At 69.9% G+C, this 16603-nt stretch carries 16 protein-coding genes; 11 read left to right on the forward strand and 5 right to left on the reverse strand.

What is annotated here, in order from left to right; all coding sequences use genetic code 11:
- Positions 1 to 82 precede the first annotated feature (82 nt).
- From ACH54P_RS02705 to groL, 8 genes are read left to right on the forward strand one after another with little or no spacing between them, the layout of a single operon-like run.
- Complete coding sequence (locus tag ACH54P_RS02705; protein WP_489910709.1) at positions 83 to 1735, forward strand: ferritin family protein; 1653 nt, start codon at positions 83 to 85, stop codon at positions 1733 to 1735.
- Between the two features lie 17 nt (positions 1736 to 1752).
- Positions 1753 to 2787, forward strand: a complete 1035-nt coding sequence (locus tag ACH54P_RS02710; protein ID WP_489910710.1) for an NADH:ubiquinone reductase (Na(+)-transporting) subunit F — start codon at positions 1753 to 1755, stop codon at positions 2785 to 2787.
- Between the two features lie 17 nt (positions 2788 to 2804).
- Positions 2805 to 3974, forward strand: a complete 1170-nt coding sequence (locus tag ACH54P_RS02715) for a ferritin family protein (protein ID WP_489910711.1) — start codon at positions 2805 to 2807, stop codon at positions 3972 to 3974.
- Positions 3971 to 4342, forward strand: coding sequence for a propane 2-monooxygenase effector subunit MimD (gene mimD, locus ACH54P_RS02720; protein ID WP_489910712.1), 372 nt, complete (start codon positions 3971 to 3973; stop codon positions 4340 to 4342). The genes ACH54P_RS02715 and mimD overlap by 4 nt, the downstream gene beginning before the upstream one ends.
- Positions 4343 to 4387: 45 nt before the next feature.
- Positions 4388 to 5425: an amidohydrolase family protein gene (locus tag ACH54P_RS02725; RefSeq protein ID WP_489910713.1), complete on the forward strand. Its 1038-nt coding sequence runs from the start codon at positions 4388 to 4390 to the stop codon at positions 5423 to 5425.
- Positions 5422 to 6120 carry an iron-sulfur cluster assembly protein gene (locus ACH54P_RS02730; RefSeq protein ID WP_489910714.1) on the forward strand — a complete coding sequence of 233 codons (699 nt, stop codon included), beginning with the start codon at positions 5422 to 5424 and terminating at the stop codon, positions 6118 to 6120. Before ACH54P_RS02725 ends, ACH54P_RS02730 begins: the two co-directional genes overlap by 4 nt.
- Positions 6117 to 7142: an NAD(P)-dependent alcohol dehydrogenase gene (locus ACH54P_RS02735; RefSeq protein WP_489910715.1), complete on the forward strand. Its 1026-nt coding sequence runs from the start codon at positions 6117 to 6119 to the stop codon at positions 7140 to 7142. Before ACH54P_RS02730 ends, ACH54P_RS02735 begins: the two co-directional genes overlap by 4 nt.
- A 10-nt stretch (positions 7143 to 7152) precedes the next feature.
- Positions 7153 to 8844, forward strand: coding sequence for a chaperonin GroEL (gene groL, locus ACH54P_RS02740; RefSeq protein ID WP_489910716.1), 1692 nt, complete (start codon positions 7153 to 7155; stop codon positions 8842 to 8844).
- Positions 8845 to 8922: 78 nt separating this feature from the next.
- Here the strand turns inward: groL and ACH54P_RS02745 are convergent, their stop codons facing one another.
- Positions 8923 to 9522, reverse strand: a complete 600-nt coding sequence (locus tag ACH54P_RS02745; RefSeq protein WP_489910717.1) for a hypothetical protein — start codon at positions 9520 to 9522, stop codon at positions 8923 to 8925.
- Between the two features lie 136 nt (positions 9523 to 9658).
- On the opposite strand from ACH54P_RS02745, the gene ACH54P_RS02750 reads away from it, so the two are divergent.
- Both ACH54P_RS02750 and ACH54P_RS02755 read left to right on the forward strand, forming a co-directional pair.
- Positions 9659 to 10315 carry a GNAT family N-acetyltransferase gene (locus tag ACH54P_RS02750; RefSeq protein WP_489910718.1) on the forward strand — a complete coding sequence of 219 codons (657 nt, stop codon included), beginning with the start codon at positions 9659 to 9661 and terminating at the stop codon, positions 10313 to 10315.
- Positions 10248 to 10778 (forward strand): LmrA/YxaF family transcription factor, encoded by a 531-nt coding sequence (locus ACH54P_RS02755; protein WP_489910719.1) that lies wholly within the window; start codon positions 10248 to 10250, stop codon positions 10776 to 10778. Before ACH54P_RS02750 ends, ACH54P_RS02755 begins: the two co-directional genes overlap by 68 nt.
- Here the strand turns inward: ACH54P_RS02755 and ACH54P_RS02760 are convergent.
- Positions 10775 to 11905, reverse strand: coding sequence for an epoxide hydrolase family protein (locus ACH54P_RS02760; RefSeq protein WP_489910720.1), 1131 nt, complete (start codon positions 11903 to 11905; stop codon positions 10775 to 10777). The genes ACH54P_RS02755 and ACH54P_RS02760 overlap by 4 nt on opposite strands.
- A gap of 61 nt (positions 11906 to 11966) precedes the next feature.
- On the opposite strand from ACH54P_RS02760, the gene ACH54P_RS02765 reads away from it, so the two are divergent.
- Positions 11967 to 12911: a helix-turn-helix transcriptional regulator gene (locus ACH54P_RS02765; RefSeq protein WP_489910721.1), complete on the forward strand. Its 945-nt coding sequence runs from the start codon at positions 11967 to 11969 to the stop codon at positions 12909 to 12911.
- A gap of 12 nt (positions 12912 to 12923) precedes the next feature.
- Here the strand turns inward: ACH54P_RS02765 and ACH54P_RS02770 are convergent, their stop codons facing one another.
- Genes ACH54P_RS02770 through ACH54P_RS02780 form a run of 3 tightly spaced genes read right to left on the reverse strand, consistent with a single transcriptional unit; the run spans position 12924 to position 16597 of the window.
- Positions 12924 to 14789, reverse strand: coding sequence for a GmrSD restriction endonuclease domain-containing protein (locus ACH54P_RS02770; RefSeq protein WP_489910722.1), 1866 nt, complete (start codon positions 14787 to 14789; stop codon positions 12924 to 12926).
- Positions 14790 to 14817: 28 nt separating this feature from the next.
- Positions 14818 to 15591, reverse strand: coding sequence for an SDR family NAD(P)-dependent oxidoreductase (locus ACH54P_RS02775; protein WP_489910723.1), 774 nt, complete (start codon positions 15589 to 15591; stop codon positions 14818 to 14820).
- Positions 15592 to 15613: 22 nt separating this feature from the next.
- A complete protein-coding gene (locus ACH54P_RS02780; RefSeq protein WP_489910724.1) occupies positions 15614 to 16597 on the reverse strand; it encodes a glutathione S-transferase family protein in 984 nt (327 codons plus the stop codon).
- Between the last annotated feature and the right edge of the window lie 6 nt (positions 16598 to 16603).

The raw sequence follows: 16603 nt of genomic DNA on the forward strand, positions 1-16603 counted from the left end.
CAGGACGTGCGCCCCGAACCCCCGGCCGGGAGGGGAGCCCGCTCGGCCGCCGTAGGCAGGAGCCACGGATAAGGAGTGATCCATGAGTCGCCAGAGTGTGGCGAAAGCCCACCAGAAGATCCAGGAACTGTCGTGGGAACCGGCGTACCACACCCCGGTTTCGCACTACGGGACCGACTACACCTTCCAGAAGGCCAAGAAGAAGGACCCGTTGAAGCAGGTCCTCCGCTCGTACTTCCCGATGCAGGAGGAGAAGGACCACCGGGTCTACGGCGCCGAGGACGGCGCGATCCGCGGCAACATGTTCCGCCAGGTCCAGGAGCGCTGGCTGGAGTGGCAGAAGCTCTTCCTGTCCATCATCCCGCTGCCGGAGATCTCCGCGGCGCGGGCGATGCCGCTGCTGTTCCGCACGGTGCCGAACCCGGAGCTGCACAACGGCCAGGCGATCCAGATGATCGACGAGGTCCGCCACTCGACGATCCAGCAGAACCTCAAGCGCCTGTACATGCAGAACTACATCGACCCGGCGGGCTTCAACTCGAGCCTGCGCAACTTCCAGAACGACTACTGCGGCACCATCGGCCGCCAGTTCGCCGAAGGCTTCATCACCGGTGACGCCATCACCGCGGCGAGCATCTACCTCACCATCGTCGCCGAAACGGCGTTCACGAACACGCTGTTCGTCGCCATGCCGGCCGAAGCCGCCGCGAACGGCGACTACCTGCTGCCGACGGTGTTCCACTCGGTGCAGTCCGACGAGTCCCGGCACATCAGCAACGGCTACGCGACGCTGCTGATGGCGTTGTCCGACGAAAGCAACCACCAGCTGCTCGAACGCGACCTGCGGTACGCGTGGTGGAACAACCACGCCGTCGTCGACGCCGCGATCGGCACGTTCATCGAGTACGGCACCAAGGACCGCCGCAAGGACCGCGAGAGCTACGCGGAAATGTGGCGGCGCTGGATCTACGACGACTACTACCGCAGCTACCTCGTCCCGCTCGAGAAGTACGGGCTCGTCATCCCGCACGACCTCATCGAAGAGGCGTGGAACCGGATCTGGAACAAGGGTTACGTCCACGAGGTCGCGCAGTTCTTCGCCACCGGGTGGCTCGCCAACTACTGGCGCATCGACCCGATGACCGACGAAGACTTCGAGTGGTTCGAGTACAAGTACCCGGGCTGGTACGACAAGTACGGCAAGTGGTGGGAGAACTACGCCCGCCTCGCGACGCCGAACGGGCACCACCCGATCGTCGCCGAGGACGTCGACTACGTGTACCCGCACCGCTGCTGGACCTGCATGGTGCCGTGCCTGATCCGCGAGGACATGGTGGTCGACGAGGTCGACGGGCAGCACCGGACGTACTGCTCGGAGACCTGCCGCTGGACCGACGCCGAGGCGTTCCGGCCCACTTACCAGGGCCGCAACACCCCGAACATGGGCCAGCTGGTCGGCGCCCGCGAGTGGGAGACGCTCTACCACGGCTGGAACTGGGCCGACGTCGTGTCCGACATGGGCTTCGTCCGCGACGACGGCAAGACCATGGTCGCGCAGCCGCACCTGGACCTCGACCCGAAGAAGATGTGGACGCTCGACCACCTGCGCCGGATGCCCGAGGTGCAGTCGCCGAACGTGCTGCTGAACCGGATGACCGACGAGGAACGGGCCGCCTTCCAGGCCGACTACAACCGCCAGGGGCCCGCCGGCCGCCCGGCGCCGCAGCAGGCCTGACAGGGGAAGGGCCCGGCATGGCAGAGAAGCACCGCGTCCGGTTCGAGCCGGTCGGGATCGAGATCGACGTCGCCGAGGACCAGACGATCCTGCGCGCCGCCGCCGAGCAGGGCGTCATGCTCATGCACGGCTGCAAGGAAGGGCAGTGCGCGGCCTGCAAGTCGTTCATCCTCGACGGCGAAGACGTCGAACACGACCGGTACTCGACCTTCGCGCTCCCCGACTACGAAAAGGAGGAGGGTTTCACGCTGCTGTGCCGGGCCCACCCCTACGAGGACCTCACGATCGAGCTGCTCAACTACGACGAGGAGATGATCCAGTCCGGGCTGCCGATCCAGGAGGCGGTCGCCGAGGTCGTGGCCAACGACCCCGTCACGCACGACCTGCGGCACCTCGTCGTCCGGCTGGACCGGGAGCTGAAGTTCTTCCCCGGCCAGTACCTGGACTTCGCGATCCCGGGGACCGAGCAGACTCGGTCGTTCTCCATGGCCAACACCTCGGCACGGGACGGGCTGCTGGAGTTCGTCATCAAGATCTACCCCGACGGGCTGTTCTCCCGGTTCCTGGACACCGCTGTCGCGGTCGGCGACCGGCTCCGGGTGACCGGCCCGTTCGGGGTGTTCACCCTGCGGGACAACCCGGGCGCGGACCTGGTCTTCGTCGGCGGCGGGGCCGGGATGGCGCCGATCCTGGCGCTGCTGCGGGCCATGGCCGAGCGCGGCATCGACCGGAAGGCCACCTTCTACTACGGCGCCCGCCGCCGGCACGACCTCTGCTTCGAGGCGGAACTGCGGGCGCTCGAGGAGAAGCTGCCGGGTTTCCGGTACGTACCCGCGCTTTCCGAGCCGGGAGACGACGGCTGGGACGGCGAGACCGGCCTGATCACCGACGTCCTGCGCCGGGCCGGTCTCGACCTGACCGGAGCCGACGCCTACGTCTGCGGGCCGCCGCCGATGGTGGAAGCCGCGCTGGAACTGCTGCCCGCGCTCGGCGTCGCCGACAAGCGCGTCTTCTACGACAAGTTCACCACCACGGGCGAATCCGACGCCTGAGACAGAGGACGGATCCCATGACAGCCACGCAAGAACGCAGCGTGCCCAAGCCGACGTTCACCGACGCCGAAGCGGGCGCCAAGGTCTTCCCGGACTCCGACGCCCGGCGGTTCAACTACTTCACCGCCGCCAAGCGCAAGCAGAGCCACTACGAGGACGTCACCGTCGAGGTCCAGCCCGACCCGCGGCACTACCTGGCCCAGGGCTGGCTCTACGCCTTCGCCGACGGCAAGGCCGGGTACCCGCTCGAGTGGACCGCGCTGAAGGCGTGGGGTTCGGACCGGCCGGTGCCCGAACGCAGCCCCGGCTCCGGCGGCCAGGGCTACGAGTGGCCGGCCCACGGCTGGCACGAATTCCGCGACCCCAACGAGGAGTGGGAGCTCACCCTCTACCGCTACAACGCGAACGTCGTGCGCCAGCTCAACCAGAACATCGACGCCGCGCGCCAGGCCAAGGCGTTCGAGCAGTGGAACCGGAACTGGGTCGACTTCGTCGCCAAGCACGTCGGCGCGTGGATGCACGTCGACCACGGCCTCGGCCTCTACCTGTACGCCAACGCCAACCGGCGTGCGCCGACGAACATGCACAACAACGCCATCTCGGTGAACAGCATGCACCGCATCCGCGCGGCGCAGGACCTCGCGCTGTACAACCTCACGCTCACCGAAGAGGTCGAGGGCTTCGACGGCACGGCCCACCTGGCGACCTGGAACGAGGACCCGGCCTGGCAGGGCGTGCGGGAGACCGCCGAGCAGCTGACCGGCATCTTCGACTGGTGCGAGGCGATCTTCGCCGCGAACGTCGTCTTCGAGCCCCTCGTCGGCGAGCTGTTCCGCAGCAACCTGGTGCAGCAGGCCGCGCCGGCCAACGGCGACTTCGTCACGCCGACGCTGATCGGCGCCGAGGAGTTCGACTTCTCCGAACGCGACCTCCGCTACACGAAGGCGATGTTCCACCTCCTGGTCAACGACAAGGAGTTCGCCGACCACAACCGGGCCCTGCTGCAGAAGTGGCTCCAGGACTGGGTGCCGCGCAGCATCGCCGCCGCCCGCGCGCTGCAGCCGCTGTGGTCGCAGCCCGACGCCAAGCCGATCCGGTTCGAGGACGGTCTCGACCGCGTGAAGAGCCGGTTCGCCGGAATCCTGTCCGAATTGGGCCTCAAGGCACCCGAGGAGCTGGGCCAGTGACTGTCTTCAAAACCGCGGAAAGCCCGTTCAAGGCGGACAACACCGCCTCCAACATGTGCGGGTTCACCCTGATGAACAACCAGGTCGGCGCCATCATCGCGGAGGTGATGGGGACGAAGGACAACGTCACGATCACGCCGCTGCCCTCGATGATCCGGGTCGACGCCGTCGGCCGCATGGAGGTCGTCTACGCCGAGGTCGACGAGGCCGCCGGCGAGGAGGAGGGCTGGTTCAACGCCGCCGAGTTCGAGGAGAGCATGTCCACCCACTACGGGCGGATGATCCACGAAGACGACCGGACGATCATGTTCGCCAACCCCGAGGACGCGGCCGAGTACCTCGACTTCGACCTCAAGCCGATTCGTTAGCAGACAACGCAAGGACGCACTCGATCCGCTCAGGAAGGATCACCCATGTACGAAAAAGACGGCGAAAAATACTTCGTGGTGGACGGCCACACCCACTTCTGGGACGCGAGCCCGGACAACTGGGTGAAGGGCCAGGAGGAATACGCCAAGGGGTGGATCGAGTGCTTCCACGCCTACCAGGGCCTCGGCCCGAAGGAGACGCACTGGCCGATCGACCGGTTCCAGAAGTACTCCGAGGAGCTGATGATGCACGACCTGTTCGAGGTCGGGCACGTCGACACGGCCATCTTCCAGCCGACGAACCTGCGGCAGTGGTACAAGAACGGCTTCAACACCACCGAGGCCGACGGGGCGCTGGCCGAGAAGCACCCCGGCAAGTTCCTGGTGAACACGACCTTCGACCCGCGTGAAGGCGACGAGGGCATGAAGGCGTTCGAGGAGCGGGTCAAGCGGTACGGCTGCAAGGGCGTCAAGCTCTACACCGCCGAGTGGCGCGGCGACTCCCGAGGCTGGAGCCTCAAGGACCCCGAGGCGGCTCGCTGTCTCGAGAAGTGCGAGGAGCTCGGCGTCAAGAACGTCCACGTCCACAAGGGCCCGACGATCTGGCCGCTGGACAAGGACGCCTTCGACGTGTCCGACGTGGACAAGGTGGCGACGGACTTCCAGGGGCTCAACTTCATCGTCGAGCACGTCGGCCTGCCGCGCATCGAGGACTTCTGCTTCATGGCCACCCAGGAGCGGAACGTCTACGCGGGGCTGGCCGTCGTGATCGGCGGCCTGATGCACGCCCGGCCGAAGTTCTTCGCCAAGGTCATGGGCGAGCTGATGTTCTGGCTCGGCGAGGACAAGCTGATCTTCGGCGCGGACTACGCCATCTGGGAGCCGAAATGGCAGGTCGAGGGCTTCGTCGACTGGAACATGCCGGGTGACGAGGAGCTCTCGGACTTCGCGCCGCTGACGGTCGACCAGAAGAAGAAGATCCTCGGGCTGAACGCCGCCCGCCTCTACGACATCGACGTGCCGGAGGAGCTGCGGCTGAAGGACCCGGAGACGGTCGAGCCGGTCGGCGTGCCGAGCTCATGACCACGCTGGTGACCGGTGCCCGCGCCGCCGTCTGGGCGGCGCTGGGCACCGTCCGCGATCCCGAACTGGACGAACCCCTCACCGACCTCGGGTTCGTCGCCCGCTGCGAGGTGAGCGACGCGGGCCACGCCGTCATCCGGTTGCGGCTGCCGACGTACTTCTGCGCGCCCAACTTCGCGTTCCTGATGGTCGCGGACGCCTACGACGCCGTGGCCGGGGTGCCGGGCCTGACCGGGCTCGACATCCGGCTCGACGACCACTTCGCGTCCGACGTCATCAACCGCGGGGTGGCGGCGCGGCAGGGGTTCGTCGCGTCGTTCGAGGGCGAGGCCGTCGACGAGCTCGACGGCCTGCGGCACGACTTCGTGCGCAAGGCGGTGCTGGCGGGAACCGACCGCGTGTGCCGGTCGCTGGCCGGGCGGGACCCGTCGGCCCTGACCCTCGGCGATGTCCCGGCGAGCCCCGACCTGGACCGGCTGCGGGCCCGGCGCCGCGAGCTGGGGCTGCCCGCCGAGGACGGCGACCCGCTGCTGCTCGACCCGGCCACCGGGCGGGCGGTCGCCCCGGCCGCCGCGAAACGCCACCTGGCCTTCGCCCGGCTGACCCGCACGAGCATGGAGGCCAACTCGGGCGTGTGCCGCGGCATGCTGCGCGCGCGGTACTCGCTGACCAGCGAAGAGGAGGGCACGGGATGAAGGCCGTGCGGCTGCAGAAGTACCACCAGCACCCGGTGATCGAAGAGGTACCGGAGCCGCGCGCGACCGGACCCCTCGACGTCGTGGTCAAGATCGGCGGCGCCGGCGTGTGCCGCACCGACCTGCACATCATCGAGGAGCAGTGGGCCGAGAAGTCCGGCGTGACGCTGCCGTACACGATCGGCCACGAGAACGCGGGCTGGGTGCACGAGGTCGGCCCGGCGGTGACGAACGTCGAGGTCGGCGACACGGTCATCCTGCACCCGACGCCGACGTGCGGGCTGTGCCACGCCTGCCGCGCGGGCGACGACATGCACTGCGCAGGGGGGAGCTTCCCGGGCATCGACTCCGACGGCGGGATGGCGGAGTACCTGCTGACGTCGGCGCGGGCGTGCATCAAGCTCGACCCGGCGACCCAGCCGTCCGACGTCGCGGCGCTGGCCGACGCGGGCATCACCGCCTACCACGCGGTGCGCAAGGCCGTCCCGCAGCTGTACCCGGGCACCACGTGCGTCGTCAACGGCGCCGGCGGGCTCGGGCACATCGGCATCCAGTCGCTGCGGGCGCTGTCCGCGGCGCGCGTGATCGTGGTCGACCGCAACGCCGACGCGCTGGAACTGGCGTCGGCCTTGGGCGCCGACGAAACCGTGCTGGCCGACGGCAAGCAGGTCGACGCCGTGCTCGACCTGACCGGCGGCAACGGCGCCGAGGTCGTGCTCGACTTCGTCGCCGAGCAGGGCGCCCAGCAGGACGCGTTCGCGATGACGCGGCGCGCCGGCTCGCACTTCGTCATCGGCTACGGCTCGAACATCGAGATCCCGACCATCGACATCATCTCCACCGAGCGCAACATCGTCGGCAACCTCGTGGGCACCTACAACGACCTGGCCGAGCTGATGGTGCTCGCCCAGGCCGGGAAGGTCACGCTCCACACGAAGAAGTACCCGCTGGACGCCGCGCTCGACGCGCTGGCCGACCTCGACGCCGGGCGCGTGCGCGGCCGGGCCATCCTCACCCCCTAGGAGCAGGCACATGGCGAAGGAACTGCGGTTCGGCTCGGACGCCCGCGACCTGCTGCTGGCGGGCGTCGACAAGCTCGCCGAAGCGGTCAAGTCCACCCTCGGCCCCAAGGGCCGCAACGTGATCATCGAGAAGATCACCGGCTCGCCGGTGGTCACCAACGACGGCGTCACCATCGCCCGCGAGATCCACCTGAAGAACCAGTTCGAGAACATGGGCGCGCAGCTGGTCAAGGAAGCGGCGATCAAGACCAACGACGTCGTCGGCGACGGCACCACGACGGCCACGGTGCTCGCTCAGGCGATCGTCCACGAAGGCATGCGGGCGATCGCGGGCGGCGGCAACCCGGTGCTCGTCAAGCGCGGTATCGACCACGCCGTCGGCCTCCTGGTGACGCACCTGGAGAAGCAGGCGCACCCGGTGGTGTCCGAACAGGACTACGCGCGGGTGGCGGCGATCTCCGCCAACGACGACGAAGCGGTCGGCACGGTCATCGCCAAGGCCCTGCACACCGTCGGCGACGGCGGGGTGGTGACGGTCGAGGAGTCGCCGACGATCGGGATGAGCGTCGAGTTCGTCGAAGGCTTCGAGTTCGACAACGGCTACCTCTCGCCGTACCTGGTCACCGACCCGGGCCGGCTGGAGGCCGTGCTCGACAACCCGTACATCCTCATGTGCGCGGAGAAGATCACCAAGGTGCAGCAGCTGATGCCGTTGCTGGACAAGGTGATGCGCGCGCCCCGCCCCTTGGTGGTGATCGGGGAGACGGTCGAGGGCACGGCGCTGTCGATGCTGGTGCACAACCACCTGAACGGCACCTTCCAGTCGGTCGCCGTCCGCGCCCCCGGCTTCGGCGACCGGCGGCTGCACAAGCTGGAGGACCTCGCCGCGATCGTCGGCGGCGCGGTGCTCTCGCGGCAGTCCGGGTTCACGATGGAGACGATGACGCTGGAGCACCTCGGCCGGGCCAAGCAGGTCCGGGTCACCGAGAACCGCACCACGATCGTCGGCGGCGCGGGGTCCGCTTCCGCGGTCGACTTCCGGGTCGGGCAGCTGCGGGCGGAGCTGGAACGCGCGCAGTTCGGCGTCGACGAGGACGTCCTGACCGAACGGATCGGCGCCCTGACCGGCAAGGTCGCGGTCGTCCGCGTCGGCGCGGCCACCCCGGCCGAGCTGAAGGAACTGCAGCACCGGGTCGAGGACGCCCTGTCGGCGACCCGGGCGGCGATGGCCGAAGGCATCGTGGCCGGCGGGGGAGCGGCGCTGCTGCACGCGGAGAAGGCGCTGGAAGGGCTCGGGCTGGAAGGCGACCAGGCGATCGGCGTGGAGATCGTCCGGCGGGCACTTGCGGAACCGGCGTACCTCATCGCGCACAACGCGGGCCACCCGGCGCACGAGATCGTCGCCCGCACCCGCGAGCTGGGCGACGACGAGGGCTTCGACGCCCTGCACGACCGCTACGGCGACATGGTCTCGATGGGCGTCGTCGACCCGCTGCGGGTGTGCCGTTCGGCGGTGCAGAACGGGGCGTCGGTGGCCGGGCTGCTGCTGACGACGAACTCGCTGATCGCCGAGGAGCAGACCCCGTGGGGCGGCAGCGCGGCGCTGATGACCGAGTTCGGGCCCCTCGACGAAGGCCTGCACCAGCCGTCCCCGGACGCGAGCACACCGCAGTCGCTCGGAATGGGTCCCTCCGTCGGCTGAGACCCACGTCGATCGGCCCGCGGAGTGAGGAGGTCTCCTCGCCGGTGTCCTGAGCCCCGGCGGGGAGACCTCCGCGGCTCAGGCCAGAAGGCCGTGGCGGGCCAGCTCGTGGCCCGCCAGTTTCTCGATGACGTCCCGGTCGCGCTCCCGCCAGCCGGTGGCCGGTTCGCCCACCGAAGCCAGGCGGCCCAGCGGCTGCGTGGCCAGGGCCCGCAGCGCGAGCAGGTCGAGCCCTTCGTCCCCGAGGGCCCGCAGCCGCGCGGCCGCGGTGGCGCGGCGGGTGTAGTGCCAGCGCAGCGGCAGCCAGGTGACCACGAGGGCGAGCACCGGCACGGCGATGATGATCGCCGCCATCCACCAGGCGAGGCTCTCGACGGCCTCGATCTGCCACCGCCCCGCGTCGGCGAGCTTGGTCCCGACGTCGGTCCCGCCGTGCAGCGCCTTCGCGAGCGCGTCCCCGATGAGCGGGATCCCGTCGGCGGAGTTCGCCGCCGAGTCGAACGTGCCCCGCAGCCCGGTCCCGGCGTCGACGAGCCCGTCCCCGGGGGCGCGCAGCTTCATCACCTGGTCGTACACCGACGTCCCCAGCCACACCGCGATGACGACGAGCAGCAGGGCGAGCAGGTCGCTGACGAGCTGGGCGGTGCGGCGGATCGGCCGTTCGGCGTAGAGCTGCATCGGGAGGCCTTTCGCGGTGGGGGAAGCGCGGCCACGGCAACGTACCCGCGCGCGTCGCGGGCGAATCGGGCGGTCCGTCCTGATCTATGACAGCGGTCATAGTGTGCGTGCGTTCCGGCTGTGCTCTCATGGGACTATGACCGCTGTCATAGAGATCCGTGCGGCGGGCGCCGCCGACCGCGAGCTCGTCGCCGCCCTCGTCGCGGCCTGCTCGCCGGACAGCCTCCGGCGCCGCTTCATCATGGGCGGGCCGGCCGTCCCGGCCGAGATCTTCCGGCGCTACCAGCGCTTCCTGCTCGCCGGGCCACCGGACGGCGTGGCGCTGCTCGCCACCCGCGCGGGCGTCCCCGTCGGGCTCCTCAACTTCGTCTCGGAGACCCCGGGTGACGCCGAGATCGGGATCCTGGTCGCCGACGCGTGGCAGCGGCAGGGGATCGGCAGCGCGCTGAGCCGGTGGCTGTGGGCGTCCGGGCGATGGCCGGGCTGGACCGTGCGGGCCACCGTGCAGGCCGGGAACGCCGGGGCCGAGGCGCTCCTGCGGCGCCAGGGCTTCCGCCCGGTGCCCACCTGCGAACGCGGCGAACGGGACTTCGCCCTGGTCGTGCCCGACTGGGCTACCATGACGGACGTCATGAAGGAGGCAGCCGATGACGAGGACACCGCGCGAGCGGATGGTGCTCAGCGCCGCGCAGCTGGTGCGGATCCACGGCGTCGGGGCGACCGGCATGCGGGACGTGGTCGCCCACGCCGAAGCGCCGCGGGGCTCCCTGCAGCACTACTTCCCCGGTGGTAAGGACCAGCTGATCGCCGAAGCCGTCGCCTGGGCCGGCGACTACGCCGCCCGGCGGGTGGCCCGCGTCGCCGCGAAGATCGAGGACCCGACGCCCGGGAAGCTCTTCGAGGCGATGGCGGCCCAGTGGCGCGACGAGTTCACGACGGCGGGCTTCGACGCCGGCTGCCCGCTGGTCGCGACGGTCGCCGACACCGCGGCGACCAGCGACGACCTGCGGGCGGCCGTCGGCAAGGCCTTCGACGGCTGGCAGCGCCCGGTCGCCGCCACCCTCGAGCAGCTGGGCGTGCCCCCGGCGCGCAGCACGTCGCTGGCCGTGCTGATGCTCAGCGCCCTCGAAGGCGCGATCGTCCTGGCCCGGGCCCACCACGACGTCGCGCCGCTCGACACCGTGGTCGCGGAGCTGCGGCCCCTGCTCGACGGCGCCGTCGACCGACGCCGCCGTCGAGCCTCCACTGTGGACTAGAGGCCGCGGAAGAACTCGCGGACGTCCCGCACCAGCTCCTCGGGGGCCTGCAGGGACGCGAAGTGCCCGCCGGTGTCGTACTCCGACCAGCGCGTGATCGTGTTGGACAGCGCGGCCAGGCCGCGGAGGGCGTGGTCGCCGCGGAAGTTCGCCACCGCCGTCGGCACGCCGGACGGGGCCGGCCGCTCGCCCCAGCCGTCCTGGCCTGCCTCGAGGTAGAGGCGCGCGGCCGAGCCCGCGGTGCCGGTGAGCCAGAAGATCGTCACGTTCGTCAGGATCGCGTCGCGGCTCACCGGGGTCTGGTCCGTCGCCGTGGGGTCCCAGTCCACGAACCACTCCAGGTTCCAGGCCAGCTGCCCGGCGGGGGAGTCGTTGAGGGCGTAGGCCAGCGTTTGCGGCCGGGTCGCCATCTGCGTGGCGTAGCCGGAGTGCGCGTACCACCACACTTCGTTCTCCCGGGCCCGTTCGGCGTCCTCTTCGGACAGCCGCGCGAGGTCGCCGGGCGCGGTCGGGACCCCGGCGTTGGCGACGGCGTTGACGTGCACGCCCAGCACCGCCTCCGGGGCGGTCCGGCCCAGCTCGGGGGAGACGATGCTGCCGAAGTCGCCGCCCTGGGCGCCGTAGCGCTCGTACCCCAGCCGCCGCATCAGCTCGGCCCACGCCCGGGCGATCCGGCGCGTGTTCCAGCCCGGTTCGCCGGTCGGGCCGGAGAAGGCGAAGCCGGGCACCGACGGCGCGACGACGTGGAACGCGTCCTTCGGGTCGCCGCCGTGGGCGCGGGGGTCGGTGAGGGGACCGAGCACGTCGAGGAAGTCGGCGACCGTGCTCGGCCAGCCGTGGGTGAGGATCAGCGGCGTCGCGTCCGGTTCGGGGGAGCGGACGTGCAGGAAGTGCACGCGCTGGCCGTCGATCGTGGTCGTGAACTGCGGAAACGCGTTGAGCCGGGCTTCCTGTGCCCGCCAGTCGAAGCCGTTCCGCCAGTACTCGGCGAGCTCGGCGAGATAGGGCTCGCTGACGCCGTACGACCAGCCGGCGCCGGGCAGCTCGCCCGGCCAGCGGGTGCGGGCGAGCCGGTGGTGCAGCTCGTCGAGGTCGGCTTGGGGGACGTCGATGCGGAAGGGATCCATGGCTCCAGCGTGTCGCCCGTGTAGGACAGCGTCGGTCCTAGATGTCCGGCAGTCTGGGGTCGTGCGCGAAACCTCCGGCCGGCTGCTCCGGCTGCTGTCGCTGCTGCAGCGGCCCCGGGACTGGTCCGGCACCGAACTCGCCGAGCGGCTGGGCGTGACGACGCGGACGGTGCGCCGCGACGTCGACCGCCTGCGGGCGCTGGGCTACCCGGTGCACGCGGTGATGGGCCCGGTCGGCGGCTACCGGCTCGGCGCCGGAGCCGAGCTGCCACCGCTGCTGCTCGACGACGACGAAGCCGTCGCGGTCGTGGCCGGCCTGCACACCGGGGGAGCGTCCGGGTTGGAGGAGGCGTCGCTGCGGGCGTTGACCAAGCTCTCGCGGGTGCTTCCCCCGCGGCTGCGGCACCGCGTCGCGGCGCTGGAGGCGAGCATGCTCGCGCTTCCGGTGCGCGGCCCGGAGGCACCGGCGGCGGTCCTGACGGTGGTCTCCGCGGCGATCCGCGCGACCGAAACGCTGCGCTTCGACTACGTCAGCCACGACGGCACCCCGTCACGCCGATCGGTGGAACCGCACCGGCTGGTGTCCTGGGGGCGCCGCTGGTACCTGGTGGGCTGGGACACGGGCCGGGCGGACTGGCGGACGTTCCGCGCCGACCGGCTGACCCTGCGGACACCGAACGGCCCCCGGTTCGCCCCTCGACCACCGCCCGACGGCGACTGGACCACGTACCTGACCCGGACGATGGGGCGCGAGATGTGGCCCTACCGGGTCAGGCTGAAGGTCCACGCGCCGGCTTCGGAGGTGGCGGGCCGGGTGGAGGGCGAGGTGACGCCGATCGACTCGCGGTCGTGCCGCCTCGAGCTGGCAACGGATTCGTACGACCTCGCCTTGTACGTCGTCGGGCTGCTCGACGTCGGCTTCGAGGTGGAGTCCCCACCGGAACTGGCCCAGCGGCTCCGGGTGCTGTCCGCGCGTTATTCCGGAGCCGTTCGGGAGGGCAGCTGAAGGAAAGTCAGCTCACTGTTCGACGGGTGCGTCGGTCTGCACGTCCTTGCCCATGGCACGGCTGATCAGCGACACCAGCGCCTGCTCGCGATCCTTCACGACGGTGTCGAAGTCGTCGTTGCGCAGATCGGCCGCCGAGATCCGGTGGGAGTGCACGTTCCGGTCGATGGTCTCCGGTGTCGTCTCGGCGTTCTTCGCGAGTCCGCGCAGATACACGGACGGCGGCCGGCCACCGATGATCCGGTTGGTGCGCGCGGTCAGCGGTGTCTTGTTCAGGATGGAGTTGTACCGGCTCGCCTCGATGCCGTTCTTCTCGCACCACACCTTCGGGAAGACGTGGTGGATGTCGACGGCGTTGTCGAAGTAGGTCTCATCGGACATCTTCGAGCCGGTGCACCAGTCCCTCGGATCTTCGCGGAGGAGCAGCGCATAGAGGCCCTTGTACGCGGCAGAGACTCGCGTCCGCAGAGACGACAGCCGGCTGGAGAAGAACTGGGCCTCCTGGACGGTCCGGGGTTCGGTTTCCGAGCCCCGGACCCAGTCCACGAGTTCGGGGACGTCCCGCGCGAAGCGCGTCTCCGTCGTGCCTCCGTAGAGCTCACCGAAGACGCCGCACCAATACCACCGGGAGATTTTCTGCCGGGCACCGATCGTCTTCGCTTGCTGGCCCAGAAGCGCGAATGCGGCGGCCATCGGGATGAGCTGGCTGCCGTAGGGGAGAAACCGGGTGTCGAAGATGTGCTGACCATGGAGGAACTGCGCCGCGGCCTTGAGTCCCCGGGTCACGTCGGGTGCCCACTTGAGGTACTCGGGCAGGGTCAGGTTGAGCATGTCCGCCCGGCGGCAGCCGATCCTGGGCGCGCTGGCTTCGTCACGGCCGGCTTCGATCGCCGCCTGTCGCCGCTCGATGGTCGCCAGCAACGCCACTGCCTGCAGGAAGTCCGTGTTGGCGACGTTGGCCAGGATGTTGTACTTGCCGTCGCTCCAGACCTCCCGGCGCTCGTCCCAATCGCGCCGCAGGTCGAAGTCGTCGGCGGCGAACGTCGCCGTGAGCAGCTCGAAGACGGTCAGGGTGATGCCACCGGTGTTGACCTTCTCGAAGACCTGGCAAACCGCCTGCCGCGGAGTGCTCTGACCGAGGTCGATCACCGGGAGCTGGTATTGGAGGAAACGCTGGACCACCGCGTCCTGGAACTTGCCCCACAGCTTGAAGTTGTCGCTCTGGAGCTCGGGGGAGTACTGGCAGAAGCCCATCATCCACGGCATCGAGTTGAACAACGCGACGCACGGGAACATCCTTGCCGCGTACTCCTTCTCCGGCGTCGAAAGATCCAGGACCGGGCGGCCGCGGAAGTCCACCCGGATCTTCGATTCCGGCACGAACACGACCACGTCTTCGCGGTCGCCGTCGTCGAGGACGGCTCGCTCCATGTCGAGGTAGAACCAGCCCTTGACCGGCTTCGCGCGGATGTCCTGCGTCTCGACCGGATCGTTGCGGAAGATCGCCTGGTAGAGCGACGTCAGCCGCTGCTGACCGTCGAGGATCAGCCGTTCGGGTGTGGCCTGGGCGGGCGCCGGGGCGCCCTCCACGGGCCTGGTTTTGAAGCGCGTTTCACCGCCCTGCTTCAGCATCATGATGGTGCCCGCCGGATAGCCGAGAGAGATCGAGGCGATGAGGCTGGCGATGTTGCGATCCGGCCATACCCACCCGCGCTGGAACTCGGGGAGCTGTGTCTTTCCCTGGTCGACCTGAGCGAGCAAGTCCTTGAGGAATTCCTTCCCAATGCCGAAACCCTCAACACCCACAGCTTCTCCGTTCTCCGTCTCGTCCGCCGTATGTCGCACGAGAACGGCGAAAAGTTTCAGAGTGGAGGTCAAGGGCTGATATCGATCGGCCCGGCGCTGGTCAGGTGTGCGTCCCGCCGTCGACGCGGATCTCCGTGCCCGTGATGAACTCGCCGTCGTCCGAGGCGAGCATCGCCACCACTCCCGCCACCGCCTCCGGGCGGGCCACCGGGTTGCCCACCTCCGTCGTCTGGTCCGTCGGCAGGATCGGCAGCAGCCGCCCGAACAGGGAGAAGTCGACGTCCTGGGGCAGCCAGCTCGCCGCCGAGTCCGTGATGCCGCTCTTCACGCTGCCCGGGGCGACGCTGACCGCGCGCAGGCCCTGCTTGCTGTACTCCAGGGCCAGCGAATGCGTGAACGCCTGGATCCCGCCCTTGCTCGCGCAGTACGCCGCCATGTACGGGTGGGCGAACGAAGCCGACGTCGAGCTGAAGTTCACCACCACGCCCTTGCCGCTCGCCAGGAGGGCCGGCAGCGTGGCCCGGGTCACCAGGAACGTGCCCGTCAGGTTCACCGCCAGCACCCGGTTCCACAGCTCCAGCGAGGTCTCGTGCGTGTGCGACGCCAGCAGGATCCCGGCGGCGTTGACCAGCACGTCCAGCCCGCCGAGGTGGTCGAGCGCGAACCCCGTGCGCTCGCCGACCGACGCCTCGTCGGCCACGTCCATCGTGAACGTCTTCAGGGCGGGGGAGCCGGGCAGCGCGGCGAGGCCCTCTTCCGCGACGTCGGTGGCGACAACCCGCGCGCCCTCCTCCAGCAGCCGCAGCGTGGTGGCCCGGCCGATGCCGGAAGCCGCGCCGGTGACCAGGACCCGGCGATCGCGGAAGCGTTCCATGGCGATCACCGTAGCCGGGAAGTCAGAGCGCGGGCACCCTCTCGGACGGCGGCGGCGGGCCGGGCGGGGTGCCGTCGCCGAACGGGCGGCCGCCGAGCTGCTCGCGGCCGTGCGGGGTCAGCCAGCCCGAGACGTCCGGGCCCAGCGGGACGATCTCGGTCGGGTTCACGTTCTTGTGCACCACGTAGTAGTGCTCCTTGATCTGCGCGAAGTCGATCGTGTCGCCGAACCCGGGCGTCTGGAACAGGTCGCGCGTGTAGGCCCACAGCACCGGCAGCTCGGTGAGCTTCTGCCGGTTGCACTTGAAGTGGCCGTGGTAGACCGCGTCGAACCGCACGAGCGTGGTGAACAGCCGGATGTCGGCTTCGGTGATCGTGTCGCCGACGAGGTACCGCTGGTCCGCGAGCCGCTCCGACAGCCAGTCCAGCCGGGCGAACAGCTTGCGGTAGGAGTGCTCGTAGGCCTCCTGCGACCGGGCGAACCCGCACTGGTACACCGCGTTGTTGACGTCGGTGAACACCTTCTGCGCGACGTCGTCGATCTCGTCGCGCAGCTTCTCCGGGTACAGCTCGGGCGCGCCGTCGCGGTGGTACGCCGTCCACTCGGTCGACATGTCCAGCGTCATCTGCGCGAAGTCGTTGGTGACGACCTTGCCGCTCGGGACGTCGACGAAGGCCGGCACCGTGATGCCGCGCGGGTACTCCGGGTCGCGCTTGAAGAACGCCTCCTGCAGCCGCTCGATGCCGAGCACGGGATCGCGGCCGTCCGGATCGAGGTCGAAGCTCCAGCTGCGCTCGTCGTGCACCGGCCCGGCGATGCCCATCGACAGCACCGGCTCCAGGCCCAGCAGCCGCCGCACGATCACCGCGCGGTTCGCCCACGGGCACGCGCGCGCGACGACCAGCCGGTAGCGGCCGGGCTCGACCGGCCAGCCGTCGCGGCCGTCGGCCGTGATGCGGTCCGGGATGTAGTTCAGGTCGCGCTGGTACTCGCCTTTTTCGCTCATCGGCGT

The sequence above is a fragment of the Amycolatopsis sp. N2S4-7 genome (genome assembly GCF_058119595.1).

Bases quoted from the DNA above. Each gene is read 5' to 3' on its own strand.
- ACH54P_RS02760 (WP_489910720.1), bottom strand. From the start codon at position 11,905: ATGGATCCCTTCCGCATCGACGTCCCCCAAGCCGACCTCGACGAGCTG.
- ACH54P_RS02705 (WP_489910709.1), top strand. From the start codon at position 83: ATGAGTCGCCAGAGTGTGGCGAAAGCCCACCAGAAGATCCAGGAACTG.
- groL (WP_489910716.1), top strand. From the start codon at position 7,153: ATGGCGAAGGAACTGCGGTTCGGCTCGGACGCCCGCGACCTGCTGCTG.
- ACH54P_RS02775 (WP_489910723.1), bottom strand. From the start codon at position 15,591: ATGGAACGCTTCCGCGATCGCCGGGTCCTGGTCACCGGCGCGGCTTCC.
- ACH54P_RS02715 (WP_489910711.1), top strand. From the start codon at position 2,805: ATGACAGCCACGCAAGAACGCAGCGTGCCCAAGCCGACGTTCACCGAC.
- ACH54P_RS02730 (WP_489910714.1), top strand. From the start codon at position 5,422: ATGACCACGCTGGTGACCGGTGCCCGCGCCGCCGTCTGGGCGGCGCTG.
- ACH54P_RS02780 (WP_489910724.1), bottom strand. From the start codon at position 16,597: ATGAGCGAAAAAGGCGAGTACCAGCGCGACCTGAACTACATCCCGGAC.
- ACH54P_RS02735 (WP_489910715.1), top strand. From the start codon at position 6,117: ATGAAGGCCGTGCGGCTGCAGAAGTACCACCAGCACCCGGTGATCGAA.
- ACH54P_RS02750 (WP_489910718.1), top strand. From the start codon at position 9,659: ATGACCGCTGTCATAGAGATCCGTGCGGCGGGCGCCGCCGACCGCGAG.
- ACH54P_RS02755 (WP_489910719.1), top strand. From the start codon at position 10,248: ATGCGGGACGTGGTCGCCCACGCCGAAGCGCCGCGGGGCTCCCTGCAG.
- ACH54P_RS02745 (WP_489910717.1), bottom strand. From the start codon at position 9,522: ATGCAGCTCTACGCCGAACGGCCGATCCGCCGCACCGCCCAGCTCGTC.
- ACH54P_RS02710 (WP_489910710.1), top strand. From the start codon at position 1,753: ATGGCAGAGAAGCACCGCGTCCGGTTCGAGCCGGTCGGGATCGAGATC.
- ACH54P_RS02725 (WP_489910713.1), top strand. From the start codon at position 4,388: ATGTACGAAAAAGACGGCGAAAAATACTTCGTGGTGGACGGCCACACC.